Origin of the sequence: Microbacterium yannicii PS01, assembly GCF_000304335.1 — a bacterium.
In the GTDB taxonomy this organism is placed as follows: Bacteria; Actinomycetota; Actinomycetes; order Actinomycetales; family Microbacteriaceae; genus Microbacterium; species Microbacterium yannicii_A.
Genome location: NZ_CAJF01000003.1, coordinates 98,827 through 113,049 on the forward strand (window position 1 = coordinate 98,827; position 14,223 = coordinate 113,049).

Below are 14,223 nucleotides of genomic sequence, written 5' to 3' on the forward strand. Positions count from 1 at the left end.
CACCAGCCACCGGGCGCATCGCATGGCCGCGCATTCGTCGGCTCGACGGGCAGCGACGGCTGAGGGACGTGTTCACCGTTGGTACCGCCCGCTTCCGAAGAGTGACCGCGACCCGCATATGCGTCCGAGATACTCACATCAACGCGATCACCGGTGTTCGTTGATCGAGCAGGGCAAGTGCCGGTGATCTGGGCCGCAGTGCTACAAGTCACCCCGCCTTTGACGGTCGCAAACGACACGGGCGTCGTCATCGAGACGACGACGACAACTAGTGACGTCAGGAGAGTCTTCAGCACGCGTCACTCGCGATTCCGATGATTTCACGGATGCGCAACTCGGTCTCGAGCTTCTCGAGGTGTACCTCTGCCAACACGGTGGGATCGCGATCCGGAAGAGTAACGTCCTCACCAACCTCGTTCACGACCCTGGTTGCGCTCGAGTCAAGGCAGGCTCGGATCACGACCTCTCCTGTCGCCGGATCAGCTGCGACCTGGCTTACTACACCCACTACCGAACTACCGACCACCGTGATTCCGACTTGATCCATCTCATTAGCGGAGAAGATGTCTTGCTCTAGCGCGTCCTCGACAAGAAAGGACTGTGGGTCCGGCTCGGAACGTCCGTCCGCCCACCGGGCGTTCACCGCGTCAATGTACGCCCGGTACGTCTCTTCCGCTGCGGCGAACGCCTCCTCCTCGCTGGCGAAGACGCCGGTCGGCGTGGGGGTCGGCTCCGGGCTCGTGCCGAGGCATCCGGTCAACACGAATGCCGCCATCGCCACGCCCGCTGCCGCGGTCACCACACGCCGAATCACCCGTCCACGGTATCCGCCGAGAGGAGTGCGGCCGCGGAGTTCTCCACAGCCCTGTCGGGATGCCGGTCAGCGGGCGATCAGAACGGCAGGAGCGGGTCGACCGCGATCGCGACGAAGAGCAGCGTCAGGTACGTGATCGAGGCGTGGAACACGCGCATCGGCCGCGGCTCGGTGCCGCGCACCGCGCGGTTGTACAGGCGGTGCGACTCGTAGATGAACCAGCCGCCGAACACGAGCGCCGAGACGGTGTACACCAGGCCCATGCCCGCGACCGGGATCAGCAGGAGCGAGCACGCGACGGTCGCCCACGCGTAGAGGATGACCTGCAGCCCCACCTGCGAGCCGTTGCGGGTCGCACCCAGCATCGGCACGTTGACCTCTTCATACTGCTCGCGGTACTTCATCGACAGCGGCCAGTAGTGCGGCGGCGTCCACAGGAAGACCAGCGCGAACAGGATGAACGGCGCCCACGCGAGCGATCCGGTGACGGCGGTCCACCCGATCAGTACCGGGAAGCAGCCGGCGATCCCGCCCCACACGATGTTCTGCTCGGTGCGGCGCTTGAGGATCATCGTGTAGATGACCACGTAGAAGAAGATCGCGCTCGCCGAGAGCGTCGCGGCCAGCCAGTTGGTGGTGAGCCACAACCAGACCGTGGATCCCACTGCCAGGCTCCACGCGAAGATCAGGGCACCGCGGGGCGAGACCTCGCCCGTCACGAGCGGCCGGTTGACCGTGCGCTGCATGTGCGCATCGATGTCGCGGTCGAGGTACATGTTGAACGCGGCGGCGGAGCCCGCGCTCGCGGTTCCGCCGATGACGGTGGCGAGCACCAGCCAGGCGTTCGGGAACCCGCCCTGAGCGAGGATCATGACCGGAACCGTCGTGACGAGCAGAAGCTCGAGCACACGCGGTTTCATCAGCGCGATGTAGGCGCGGACGGTGCGGCCGAAGCTCTGACGGGTCCGGCGGGACTGGTCGGCGGCGGATGCCGCGACCCCAGCCGTCTTCGTGATGTCCATCGCCCCCGCAATCGCCGTCTGCAGAACCCCACAAGTCTATGGCATCGGCTCCCACAGCCCTGGCCGGCCGGACGTCGTTCACCACCCCGGCGGCCTCACAACGGCCTGCGACGCGGCGTGAGCAGAACGTGACCGCCGCGACACGGTGCCGACACGGAACCCGAGGGGGCGTTCGCAAGACTGCGTCATACGAAGGCTCGCATGGCCTCAGCGGCACCCCGCTTCGCTATGCTGAGACCACACGCGCGCCCGCCGCCGATTCCCCCTTCTCCATCCGGACAAGGGCCGCGGACCGGCCTCACATCTGCGGGCGCACCTCCTCGAGAAAGGCGGCCCGGTGTCGGTTCTGCGTTGGGATGAGATCGATCGGCGCGCGGTGGACACCGCCCGTGTCCTTGCCGCGGATGCGGTGGAGAAGGTGGGCAACGGCCACCCGGGCACGGCGATGAGCCTGGCACCGGCGGCGTACCTGCTGTATCAGCGGGTGCTGCGCCACGACCCCGCCGACACGCACTGGCTGGGACGCGACCGGTTCATCCTGTCGGCCGGCCACTCGTCGCTGACGCAGTACGTGCAGCTGTACCTGGGCGGCTTCGGCCTGGAGCTGGACGACCTGAAGGCGCTGCGCACGTGGGGGTCGAAGACCCCGGGCCACCCGGAGTACGGGCACACCAAGGGCGTCGAGATCACGACCGGCCCGCTGGGCCAGGGCCTGGCCTCGGCGGTGGGGTTCGCCTACGCGGCCCGCTACGAGCGCGGCCTGTTCGACCCGGAGGCCGCGGCGGGCACGTCGCCGTTCGACCACTTCGTCTACGTCATCGCCGGTGACGGCGACCTGCAGGAGGGTGTCACGAGCGAGGCGTCGAGCCTGGCCGGGCACCAGCAGCTGGGCAACCTCATCGCCCTCTACGACTCCAACCAGATCTCGATCGAGGACGACACCAACGTCGCCTTCACCGAGGACGTGCAGAAGCGATACGAGTCGTACGGCTGGCAGGTGCAGGTCGTGGACTGGAAGAAGTCGGGCGAGTACGTCGAAGACGTCGCCGAGCTGTTCGCGGCGATCGAGGCGGCGAAGGGCGAGACCGACAAGCCGTCGCTGATCATCCTGCGCACCATCATCGGCTGGCCCTCGCCGGGCAAGCAGAACACCGGCAAGATCCACGGCTCCGCGCTGGGCGCCGACGAGCTCGCCGCGACGAAGAAGGTCCTCGGCTTCGACCCGGAGCAGTCCTTCGTTGTCGCCGACGACGTCCTCGCGCACACCCGGGCGCTGAAGGACCGCGCCGCCGAGGCGCGCGCCGAGTGGCAGACCGCGTTCGACGCGTGGGCCGAGGCGAACCCCGAGCGCAAGGCGCTGCTGGACCGTCTGGAGTCCGGCGAGCTGCCTCAGGACATCGCATCCGCGCTCCCCTCGTTCGAGGACGGCAAGGACGTCTCGACGCGTGCCGCGTCGGGCCTCGTGATCAACGCCCTGGCCGCCGAGCTCCCGGAGCTCTGGGGCGGATCGGCCGACCTGGCCGAGTCGAACCTCACCACCATCAAGGACTCGAAGTCGTTCATCCCGTCGGAGTGGTCCACCCACGAGTGGTCGGGCGACCCGTACGGGCGCGTGCTGCACTTCGGCATCCGCGAGCACGCCATGGGCGCGATCGTCAACGGCATCAAGCTGCACGGTCCGACCCGCCCCTTCGGCGGCACGTTCCTGATCTTCAGTGACTACATGCGTCCCTCGGTGCGTCTGGCCGCGCTGATGGACATCCCGTCGATCTTCGTGTGGACGCACGACTCCGTCGCGCTCGGCGAGGACGGCCCGACCCACCAGCCTGTCGAGCAGCTCGCGACGCTGCGCGCCATCCCGAACTTCACGGTGGTGCGCCCGGCGGACGCGAACGAGACCGCGGTGGCCTGGCTCGAGGTCCTCCGCCGTCAGGGCGGGCCCGCGGGTCTCGCTCTGACGCGCCAGAACATCCCGGTGTTCGCGCGGGGAGAGGGCGAGGCGTCCGGTGACGAGTTCGCGTCGGCCGACAACGTCGCCAAGGGCGCGTACATCCTCGCCGAGGCACCCGGCGGCTCGCCCGACGTGATCCTCGTCGCCACCGGCTCCGAGGTCCAGCTGGCGGTGCAGGCCCGCGAGACCCTCGCGGCCGAAGGCGTGAACGCCCGGGTCGTGTCGGCTCCCTCGCTGGAGTGGTTCGCCGAGCAGGACGAGGCGTACCGCGAAAAGGTCCTCCCCGCCGCCGTCAAGGCGCGCGTGTCGGTCGAAGCCGGCTCCGCGCTCACCTGGCGCGGCATCGTCGGCGACGCCGGCCGATCCGTCGCGATCGACCACTTCGGCGCGTCGGCGGACTACAAGACCCTGTTCGAGAAGTTCGGCATCACCGCCGAAGCGGTCGTCGCGGCGGCACGCGAGACCATCGGCGCCGCAGCAGCGGCGGCCGAGTGATACGAGGAGAAGGCACCATGAGCACCCCTACCGAGAACCTGGCCGCCCAGGGCGTCAGCATCTGGCTCGACGACCTGTCGCGTGAGCGGATCACGACGGGCAACCTGACGGAGCTGATCTCGACGCGCAACGTCAGCGGCGTCACCACCAACCCCACGATCTTCCAGGGCGCGATCGGCGGCGGCGGTCACGCCTACGACGAGCAGATCACGGCGCTCGCCCGCGGGGGCGCGTCGGTCGACGAGGCGATCTTCGCCGCGACCACCGACGATGTGCGCGACGCGGCCGACATCTTCCGTCCCGTCTTCGACGCGACCGACGGGATCGACGGCCGGGTGTCGATCGAGGTCTCTCCCGACCTCGCCCACGACACCGAGGCGACGATCGCGCAGGCCAAGGAGCTCGCGGCCACGGTGGCGCGTCCCAACGTGCACATCAAGATCCCCGCGACCAAGGCCGGCCTGCCGGCGATCACCGCGGTGCTGGCCGAGGGCATCTCGGTCAACGTCACGCTGATCTTCAGCCTGGAGCGCTACGCCAAGGTGATCGAGGCGTTCCTCGCCGGCATCGAGCAGGCGCAGGCGAACGGTCACGACATCTCGACCATCCACTCCGTGGCGTCGTTCTTCGTGTCGCGTGTCGACTCCGAGGTCGACAAGCGCCTGGTCGCGATCGGCACCGACGACGCGCTCGCGCTGAAGTCGCTCGCCGGAGTCGCCAACGCACGCCTGGCGTACGAGCTGTACGAGAAGGAGTTCGCCACCGACCGCGCGAAGGCGCTGACGGATGCCGGAGCCCACGTGCAGCGTCCGCTCTGGGCGTCGACCGGCGTCAAGGACCCGTCGCTGCCCGACACGTTGTACGTCACCGAGCTCGTCGCCCCCGGAACCGTCAACACGATGCCCGAGAAGACGCTCGAGGCCACCTTCGACCACGGCGAGATCGCCGGTGACACCGTCACGGGCACGTACGAGGCCGCGCACAAGGTGTTCGCCGACCTCGCCGCGGTGGGCGTGGACTTCGACGACGTCACCGAGGTGCTCGAGACCGAGGGCGTCGACAAGTTCATCGCGTCATGGCACGACCTCCAGGCAACGGTCAAGGCGGCGCTCGAGGGCGCCGTCGAGGCCGCTCGATGAGCTTCGACATCCATCTCAGCGGCCACGTCAAGTCGGTCGTCGAGGCGACGCTCCCCGGCCTGGTCGAAAGCCTGGTGGCGTCCGGGATCACGGCGGGTGACGGGAGCCTGTGGGGTCCCGCCGCCGAGGACGAGGCGTCGAACCGTCTGGGCTGGGTCGAGGCGGTCAGCGTCTCACGTCCGCTCGTCGCGGAGATCGAGGCGCTGCGCGCCGAGCTGCGGACCAAGGGCGTGACTCGCGTCGTCCTCGCCGGCATGGGCGGCTCGTCCCTCGCGCCCGAGGTCATCGCCCAGACGGCGGGCGTGCCGCTGGTGATCCTCGACTCGACGGCGCCCGGCCAGGTGCTCGCCGCGATCGATGGCGACGCCGAGGCGGGCGACCTGACCCGCACGGTGCTCGTGGTGGCGTCCAAGTCGGGCTCGACGGTCGAGACGGATTCGGCGAAGCGCGCGTTCGAGGCCGCCTTCCGCGACCTCGGCATCGACCCGCGGGAGCGGATCGTCGTCGTCACCGACCCCGACTCCCCGCTCGATCGGGCGGCGCGCGCCGACGGCTACACCGTGTTCAACGCCGACCCCACCGTCGGCGGGCGCTACTCGGCGCTCACCGCGTTCGGCCTCGTGCCGACCGGGCTCGCCGGCGTCGACATCCGCGAGCTGCTCGACGAGGCCGAGGCGACGCTTCTCGAGGTCGCGATCGACAGTCCCGACAACCCCGCTCTCGTCCTTGCCGCGGCGATCGCCGGCGGAGAGCCCCGGCGCGACAAGCTCGGTCTCGTGACCGACGGCACGCACATCGTGGGCCTGCCGGACTGGATCGAGCAGCTCGTGGCCGAGTCGACCGGAAAGCAGGGCACCGGCATCCTGCCCGTCGTCCTCCTCCCCGTCTCGCCCGAGCTCGAGACCCGGCCGGCGGATCTGCAGATCGTACGGCTCGTGGACGAGGCCAAGCAGTTCCACCTGTTCGAGCAGCACGAGGGCGAGGTGCTCGTCAGCGGCTCGCTGGGCGCGCAGTTCGTGGTGTGGGAGTACGCCACGGCGATCGCCGGACGCATGCTGGGGATCAACCCCTTCGACCAGCCCGACGTGGAGTCCGCCAAGGTGGCCGCCCGCGGTCTGCTCGACGCCCGGCCTGAGCCGATGGCCCCGGCGTTCACCGTCGAGGGCGTCGAGGTTCGCGTTTCGGACCCCGAGCTCGCGGCATCCGGAACCGTCGCCGGCGTCCTCGACGCCTTGTGGGCGCGCCTGCCCGAGGACGGCTACGTCGCCATCCAGGCCTACGTCAACCGGCTCGAGCTGCCTCAGCTCGCGGGACTGCGCGAGCTCGTCGCCGCGGACTCGGGACGCCCGGCGACGTTCGGCTGGGGTCCGCGGTTCCTGCATTCGACGGGTCAGTTCCACAAGGGCGGCCCCGCGAACGGCGTCTTCCTGCAGATCCTCGAGCAGACCGATGTCGACCTCGAGATCCCGGACCGCCCGTTCACGTTCGGCCAGCTCATCCAGGCCCAGGCCGCCGGCGACGCCGGCGTGCTCGCCGACGGTCACGGCCGCCCCGTGGTCACCCTCACCCTGACCGACCCTCAGATCGAAGTGCTGTCGCTGTTCGAAGCGGCCCAGTAGGAGCCCATCGCCCCATGACCGTCGAGATTTCGCGCGGGCACAACCCGCTGCGCGACCCCGAAGACCGCCGCCTCAACCGCATCGCCGGCCCGAGCGCGCTCGTCATCTTCGGCGTCACGGGAGACCTCTCCCGCAAGAAGCTCATGCCCGCCGTGTACGACCTCGCCAACCGGGGGCTGCTTCCCCCCGGGTTCGCCCTCGTCGGGTTCGCGCGCCGGGACTGGGAGGACCAGGACTTCGCCAAGGTCGTCTACGAGGCGGTGCGTCAGCATGCGCGCACCGAGTTCCGCGACGAGACGTGGCAGCAGCTGCTGGAGGGCATCCGCTTCGTCTCGGGCGAGTTCGACGACCCGGACGCCTTCCGCCGCCTGCGCGAGACCGTCGACCGCCTCGACACCGAGCGCGGCACCATGGGCAACCACGCGTTCTACCTGTCGATCCCGCCGAAGGCGTTCCCCGTCGTCGCCGAGCAGCTGAAGAGCTCTGGGCTCGTGGACGACACCGCCGATCGGCCGGACCGCTGGCGGCGCGTCGTCATCGAGAAGCCGTTCGGGCACGATCAGCAGTCGGCGCGCGCGCTCAACGACGTGCTGCGCTCGGCGTTCCCGACCGACTCGATCTTCCGCATCGACCACTACCTCGGCAAGGAGACGGTCCAGAACATCCTGGCGCTGCGCTTCGCGAACGAGCTCTACGAGCCGATCTGGAACCGCAACTACGTCGACCACGTGCAGATCACGATGGCCGAAGACATCGGCGTCGGCGGGCGGGCGGGCTACTACGACGGCGTCGGCGCCGCGCGCGACGTCATCCAGAACCACCTGCTGCAGCTCATGGCGCTCACCGCCATGGAAGAGCCCATCTCGTTCGATGCGAAGGATCTGCGCGCCGAGAAGGAGAAGGTGCTCGCGGCGGTGACCCTGCCGGACGACCTCGACCGCTCCACGGCGCGCGGGCAGTACGCCGGCGGATGGCAGGGCGGCGAGAAGGTGCTCGGCTTCCTCGAGGAGGAGGGCATGAACCCGCACTCCACGACGGAGACCTATGCCGCGGTCACGCTCGAGGTCAACACCCGCCGCTGGGCCGGGGTGCCGTTCTACCTGCGCACCGGCAAGCGCCTGGGGCGCCGCGTCACCGAGATCGCCGTGGTGTTCAAGCGCGCGCCCGAACTGCTGTTCTCGCGGAGCCAGACCTCGGGCCAGGGTCAGAACGCCCTCGTCATCCGCGTGCAGCCCGATGAAGGTGTCACGATCCGGTTCGGCTCGAAGGTTCCGGGAGCCGGCGCGCAGGTGCGCGACGTCACCATGGACTTCGGCTACGGCCACGCCTTCACCGAGGCCAGCCCCGAGGCGTACGAGCGACTGATCCTCGACGTGCTCCTCGGCGACCCGCCCCTCTTCCCGCGCCACGAGGAGGTCGAGCTCTCGTGGAAGATCCTCGACCCGATCGAGCGGTTCTGGGACGAGCAGGGCGGACCCGTTGAACAGTATTCGCCCGGGTCGTGGGGCCCGGCATCCGCGGACGAGATGCTCGCCCGCGATGGACGCAGCTGGAGGCGCCCGTGATCGTCGACCTTCCCGACACCACCGTCAGCAAGATCTCGCGCGCGCTGGTCAGCGTGCGCGAGGAGGGCGGCGCGGTCGCGCTCGGCCGTGTGCTGACGCTCATCATCCTGACCCGCGAGGGGGCGGTCGAGGAGGTCATCGAGGCCGCCAACGACGCCTCGCGCGAGCACCCGATGCGCGTCATCGTGCTGATGATCGGCGACGGCCTGGACGCCGACCCGCGCCTGGACGCGCAGATCCGCGTCGGCGGCGACGCCGGCGCGAGCGAGGTCGTGACCCTGCGTGTCTTCGGCGATGCCGGTCACTCCAACCTCGAGAGCCTCGTCACCGGGCTTCTGCTCCCGGATGCCCCCGTAGTGGTGTGGTGGCCGAACCGCACGCCCGAGGCGATCTCGCAGACCTCGATCGGCCGGATCGCACAGCGACGGATCACGGATGCCGCGACCAAGGCGGATCCGTCGGCCTTCGTCGCCGAGCTCGGCGGGCAGTACGCCCCCGGTGACACCGACCTCGCGTGGACGCGGCTCACGCGCTGGCGCGAGCAGCTGGCAGCGATCCTCGACCAGCCGCCGTACGAGCCGGTCACCGAGGTCCGGGTGCGGGGTGCGGCCGACTCCCCCTCCACGGCCCTTCTCGCGGCCTGGCTGCGACTGACGCTGGATGTGCCGGTGGACTGGGCGTACCTGGACGCCGAGGAATGGCCGCACGGCATCAAGTCCGTCGCCCTCGTGCGCCCTGGCGGCGAGGTGCTCCTCGAGCGCCCCACGCCCGGCCGTGCGACGCTCACCCAGCCCGGACAGCCCAGTCACGAGCTCGCCTTCCCCCGCCGGACGCTGCGCGAGTGCCTCGCGGAGGAGCTTCGTCGGCTCGACCCCGACGTCCTGTATGGTCGAGTGATCACCGAGGGCTGGGAGCTTCTGGACCCTCCGGCGACGAAGGAGACGCAAGACCGATGACGAGTGGTTCAGGTGTCGCCGATGGTTGAAGCCTGGGCCGAGAAACGCGTCGTGATCACGACCGATTCCACGACGCTCGCCGAGTCGGTCGCCGCGCGATTCCTCAGTCGCGTGGCCAAGCGCGTCGACGCCGGCAAGCTCGCTCATGTCTCGCTCACCGGCGGCGTCATGGGCGCCGCCGTGCTCGCCGCGGCCGCGCGCAACCGGCGCATCGAGCGCATCGACTGGTCACTGGTCCATTTCTGGTGGAGCGATGAGCGCTTCGTCCCCAGCGCCGACCCGGAGCGCAACGAGAAGCAGGCGCGCGAGGCGCTCCTGGACTCGCTCGACGTACCGAGCGCCAACATCCACGCGCTCGCCGCGAGCGGCGAAGGTCTGGATCTGGACGCTGCGGCCGCGGCGTACGCCGAAGAGCTCGGTCGCTATCCCGGCCCTGACGGCCCATGGCCGTCGTTCGACGTCTGCTTCCTCGGAGTGGGCTCCGACGCGCACATCGCTTCGCTGTTCCCCGACCGGCACGAGATCCAGATCACCGACCGGTCGGTCGTTCCCGTGCGCGACTCCCCCAAGCCGCCACCCGATCGCCTGACGATGACCCGCCCCGTCATCAACGGCTCCAAGCGCGTGTGGATGGTGCTGTCAGGCGAAGACAAGGCTTCGGCCCTGGGCCTTGCCCTCGCCGGCGCCAGCTACGAGAGCGTCCCCGCGGCGGGTGCCAAGGGCCGCAAGCGCACCGTCTTCTTCGTCGACGAAGCCGCCGCCTCCAAGGTGCCGCCTGAGCTCATCGACCAGGAGTACTGAAAGCAGAAGAGCGGATGCCGAGGCATCCGCTCTTCTGTCTGCGTCTGGTCGCGTCAGCCCTGACCGCGCCGTTCGCGCAGCTGCTTGAGCGCGTCGTCGAGAAGGGCCTCGGCCTCTTCTTCGGTGCGCCGCTCCTTCACGTACGCCAGGTGCGTCTTGTAGGGCTCGGTCTTGGCGACCGCGGGAGGGTTCTCCTTGTCGCGGCCGGCCGGGAGCCCGGAGTGCGGCGAATCGATCGTCTCGGGGATCTCCTCCTCGGGGATCCCGGCGGCGAAGTAGCGCACCGTCTCGTTGCCCAGGGCGTCCCAGTACGAGATCGCGATGCGGTCGGCGTGGTAGCCGTGGTCCTGCTCGCCCATCGGTCCGGCGCCGACACGGGTGCCGCGGATCGCGTTGCCTCCGGTAGCCATCAGACGGCCTGGAACTTCGTGATGAGGCCGAGCGCGACGATCGACGCGAACCAGGCGAGCGCCAGCACGATCGTGAATCGGTTGAGGTTGCGCTCCGCGAGACCGGAAGAACCGAGCGCCGAGGTCATGCCGCCGCCGAACATATCGGACAGGCCGCCCCCACGCCCCTTATGGAGCAGGATGAGGAGGGTCAGCAGGAGACTCGTGATGCCGAGAAGCACCTGCAGGACGAACTCGAGGATCTGCACAGTCGTGTAAGCCTTTCGCAGCGATCGGTCGCCGATCGCACAAGGGTCAAGTATAGCCACGGCCTTCCGCCCGCGCAGACAGGCTCGGCGGTCACCCGCCGAGCCTGTCGAAGCGCAGGTCAGACGCCGACGTGCTTCTGGTAGCGGATGATCGCCGCGAACTCGTCCACGACGAGGCTCGCACCGCCGACCAGAGCGCCGTCGACGTCGGGCTGCCGCATGAAGCTGGCGATGTTCGCCGACTTCACCGATCCGCCGTAGAGCACCCGCGTCCGTGCCGCGGCGTCGGGCCCGAGCTTCTCGGCGATGACCCCGCGAAGCTTGGCGCACACGTCCTGCGCCTGGTCGGGAGTCGCGGCCTGACCGGAGCCGATGGCCCACACCGGTTCGTACGCCACGACGATGTCGGCGTCGGGCTTGACGCCGTCGAGGGCCGCCGAGAGCTGGCTGACCGGCACGGCGCTGGCCCCGAACTTCTCGAGGTCCTCGCTGGTCTCGCCTACGCAGATCACCGGTGCGAGCCCGTGGCGGAGCGCCGCCTGCACCTTGGCGGCCACGACCTCGTCGGACTCGGCGTGGTACTGCCGGCGCTCGGAGTGGCCGATGATCACGTACCGGTTGTCGAGCTTCGCAAGGAAGGCTCCCGACACCTCGCCGGTGTAGGCGCCCGAGTCGTGCACCGAGAGATCCTGCGCGCCGAGCGCGAACGGGATCTTATCGGCGTCGAGCAGCGTCTGCACCGTGCGCAGGTCGGTGAACGGCGGGAAGACCGCCACCTCGACCGAGCCATCCTCGTGCTTGGCGTCCTTCAGCGTCCAATGCAGCTTCTGGACGAACGCGACCGCCTGCAGGTGGTCGAGGTTCATCTTCCAGTTGCCGGCGATGAGGGGTGTGCGTCTTTCTACTGCCATCCGAGGACCTCCAGTCCGGGGAGCTTCTTGCCTTCGAGGAACTCCAGGCTCGCGCCGCCCCCCGTCGAGATGTGGCCGAACGCGTCATCGGCGAAGCCGAGCTGACGCACGGCGGCGGCGGAATCGCCGCCGCCCACGACCGACAGGCCGTCGACCTCGGTGAGCGCCTTCGCCACGGCCTTCGTGCCGGCGGCGAATGCGGGCATCTCGAACACGCCCATCGGGCCGTTCCAGAACACCGTCTTGGACTCCCGCACCGCGTTCGCGAAAGCGGTCGCCGTCTCGGGGCCGATGTCGAGGCCGAGGCCGGACGCGCCGAAGGGCGTCTCCTCGAGCGCCGATGCCGGGGCGACGACGTGCTCGGCATCCGCTGAGAACGCCGAGGCCACCACCGCGTCGACCGGCAGAAGGATCTCGATGCCGCGTTCCTGAGCCGTCGCGAGGTACCGCTGCACGGTCTCGATCTGGTCCTGCTCGAGCAGGCTCGAGCCGACCTTGTGCCCCTGCGCGGCGAGGAAGGTGAACATCATACCCCCCGCCCACGAGCAGACGGTCGACGCGCGGCAGCAGGTGCTCGATGACGCCGAGCTTGTCGCTGACCTTCGATCCGCCGAGTACGACGGTGTAGGGGCGCTCCGGGTTCTCGGTCAGGCGATCGAGGACCTCGACCTCCTTCTCGATCAGCAGCCCCGCAGCGGAGGGCAGCAGCTCGGCGAGGTCGTAGACCGACGCCTGCTTGCGGTGCACGACGCCGAAACCGTCGGAGACGAGGACGTCGCCGAGCGCGGCGAGCTCCTCGGCGAAGGAACGACGCGTCGCGTCATCCTTCGATGTCTCGCCGGGGTTGAAGCGGAGGTTCTCGATGACCGCGACATCGCCGTCTTCGAGGGCGGCGGCCGCCTCTCGAGCGGACTCCCCCACCGTGTCGCGTGCGAACGCGACAGGCTTGCCGAGAAGCTCCGACAGCCGCTGAGCGACCGGAGCGAGGCTGTACTTCGCATCGGGAGCACCATCGGGGCGTCCGAGGTGCGAGCAGACCAGGACGCGTGCGCCCTGGTTGATCAGAGCGTTGAGCGTGGGGAGCGTAGCCCGCACACGGCCATCGTCCGTGATGACCCCGTCCTTCAGAGGGACGTTGAGGTCAGCACGGACGATGACGCGCTTGCCGGCCAGCGAACCCAGCGATTCGAGGGTGCGCAGAGCCATGACGACTTACAGTCGCTCGGCGACGTACTCGGTGAGGTCGACAAGACGGTTGGAGTATCCCCACTCGTTGTCGTACCAGGCCGAGACCTTGACGAGGTTGCCGCTGACGTTGGTCAGCTCCGAGTCGAAGATCGACGAGTGCGGGTTGAGCTGGATGTCGCTCGAGACGATCGGGTCCTCGGTGTACTCGAGGTATCCGGCGAGACGTCCCTCGGCGGCCGCAGCCTTGTAGGCCTCGTTGACCTGCTCGGCCGTGAGTCCCTCGGTGGGCGTGACGATCGTCAGGTCGACGATCGAGCCGGTGGGCACGGGCACGCGGTACGACGAGCCGCTGAGCTTGCCGTTGAGCTCGGGCAGCACACGGCCGATGGCCTTGGCAGCACCGGTCGAGGCGGGGACGATGTTGATCGCGGCGGCGCGAGCACGGCGCAGGTCGCTGTGCGGGCCGTCCTGCAGGTTCTGGTCGGCCGTGTAGGCGTGCGCGGTCATCATGAAGCCGCGCTCGATGCCGAACGCGTCGTTGAAGACCTTCGCGAGGGGCGCGAGACAGTTCGTCGTGCACGACGCGTTGGAGATGATGACGTGGTTCTCGGGGTCGTACTCGCCCTCGTTGACACCCATCACGATGGTGACGTCGTCGCCGGTGGCCGGAGCGGAGATCAGGACCTTCTTGGCACCGCCCGCGATGTGCTTCTTGGCGTCCTCGGCCTTGGTGAAGCGGCCGGTCGACTCGATGACGATGTCGACGCCGAGCTCGCCCCAGGGGAGGTTGGCGGGGTCGCGCTCCTCGAAGACCTTGATGGCCTTGCCGCCCACAGTGATGGAGTCGCCGTCGTAGGAGACGGTCTCGCTCAGCGGGCCGCCGACCGAGTCGTACGTGAGCAGGTGAGCCAGCGTCTTGTTGTCGGTGAGGTCGTTCACCGCCACGATTTCGAGGTCCGCACCCTGCGCGAGCGCCGCGCGGAGGAAGTTGCGTCCGATACGGCCGAAGCCGTTGATGCCGATCTTGACAGCCACGGAATTTCTCCTGAGATGTGTCGTGCGCGAGTGCGCGGTTTGGTGCGATTCAGACATGGACGACGGCGT

General features: G+C 69.1%; 12 protein-coding genes and 1 pseudogene. 6 read left to right on the plus strand and 7 right to left on the minus strand.

The features are described 5' to 3' along the window. Positions 1 to 289: 289 nt before the first annotated feature. A complete protein-coding gene (locus WYM_RS02720) occupies positions 290 to 814 on the minus strand; it encodes a hypothetical protein (RefSeq protein ID WP_026059492.1) in 525 nt (174 codons plus the stop codon). 77 nt (positions 815 to 891) lie between these two features. Continuing rightward, positions 892 to 1,836 (minus strand): heme o synthase, encoded by a 945-nt coding sequence (locus tag WYM_RS02725; RefSeq protein ID WP_019179291.1) that lies wholly within the window; start codon positions 1,834 to 1,836, stop codon positions 892 to 894. A 337-nt stretch (positions 1,837 to 2,173) separates the two neighbouring features. Between WYM_RS02725 and tkt the strand changes: the two genes are divergently transcribed. Genes tkt through pgl form a run of 6 tightly spaced genes read left to right on the plus strand, consistent with a single transcriptional unit; the run spans position 2,174 to position 10,362 of the window. Further along, entirely contained in the window at positions 2,174 to 4,282 is a 2,109-nt protein-coding gene (tkt, locus tag WYM_RS02730) for a transketolase (RefSeq protein ID WP_019179292.1), read from the plus strand. 17 nt (positions 4,283 to 4,299) lie between these two features. Beyond that, positions 4,300 to 5,421 carry a transaldolase gene (gene tal, locus WYM_RS02735; protein ID WP_019179293.1) on the plus strand — a complete coding sequence of 374 codons (1,122 nt, stop codon included), beginning with the start codon at positions 4,300 to 4,302 and terminating at the stop codon, positions 5,419 to 5,421. Further along, the gene (locus tag WYM_RS02740; protein ID WP_019179294.1) at positions 5,418 to 7,040 is read left to right on the plus strand and encodes a glucose-6-phosphate isomerase; all 1,623 of its coding nucleotides are present in this window, start codon (positions 5,418 to 5,420) and stop codon (positions 7,038 to 7,040) included. The genes tal and WYM_RS02740 overlap by 4 nt, the downstream gene beginning before the upstream one ends. A gap of 14 nt (positions 7,041 to 7,054) precedes the next feature. Next, complete coding sequence (gene zwf / locus WYM_RS02745; RefSeq protein WP_019179295.1) at positions 7,055 to 8,605, plus strand: glucose-6-phosphate dehydrogenase; 1,551 nt, start codon at positions 7,055 to 7,057, stop codon at positions 8,603 to 8,605. Next, positions 8,602 to 9,561: a glucose-6-phosphate dehydrogenase assembly protein OpcA gene (locus WYM_RS02750; protein ID WP_026059493.1), complete on the plus strand. Its 960-nt coding sequence runs from the start codon at positions 8,602 to 8,604 to the stop codon at positions 9,559 to 9,561. The genes zwf and WYM_RS02750 overlap by 4 nt, the downstream gene beginning before the upstream one ends. Positions 9,562 to 9,582: 21 nt before the next feature. Beyond that, positions 9,583 to 10,362 (plus strand): 6-phosphogluconolactonase, encoded by a 780-nt coding sequence (gene pgl / locus WYM_RS02755; RefSeq protein WP_026059494.1) that lies wholly within the window; start codon positions 9,583 to 9,585, stop codon positions 10,360 to 10,362. A gap of 53 nt (positions 10,363 to 10,415) precedes the next feature. Here pgl and WYM_RS02760 read toward each other — a convergent pair whose 3' ends face one another. From WYM_RS02760 to gap, 5 genes and pseudogenes are all read right to left on the minus strand, one after another. Continuing rightward, the gene (locus WYM_RS02760; protein WP_019179298.1) at positions 10,416 to 10,772 is read right to left on the minus strand and encodes an RNA polymerase-binding protein RbpA; all 357 of its coding nucleotides are present in this window, start codon (positions 10,770 to 10,772) and stop codon (positions 10,416 to 10,418) included. Next, positions 10,772 to 11,020 (minus strand): preprotein translocase subunit SecG, encoded by a 249-nt coding sequence (secG, locus tag WYM_RS02765; RefSeq protein ID WP_019179299.1) that lies wholly within the window; start codon positions 11,018 to 11,020, stop codon positions 10,772 to 10,774. Before secG ends, WYM_RS02760 begins: the two co-directional genes overlap by 1 nt. Positions 11,021 to 11,139: 119 nt before the next feature. Then, entirely contained in the window at positions 11,140 to 11,931 is a 792-nt protein-coding gene (gene tpiA, locus WYM_RS02770) for a triose-phosphate isomerase (RefSeq protein WP_026059495.1), read from the minus strand. Further along, positions 11,922 to 13,137: pseudogene (locus WYM_RS19025) on the minus strand (phosphoglycerate kinase). Before WYM_RS19025 ends, tpiA begins: the two are co-directional and overlap by 10 nt. Positions 13,138 to 13,143: 6 nt before the next feature. Then, positions 13,144 to 14,154: a type I glyceraldehyde-3-phosphate dehydrogenase gene (gene gap / locus WYM_RS02780; protein ID WP_019179302.1), complete on the minus strand. Its 1,011-nt coding sequence runs from the start codon at positions 14,152 to 14,154 to the stop codon at positions 13,144 to 13,146. Positions 14,155 to 14,223 lie beyond the last annotated feature (69 nt).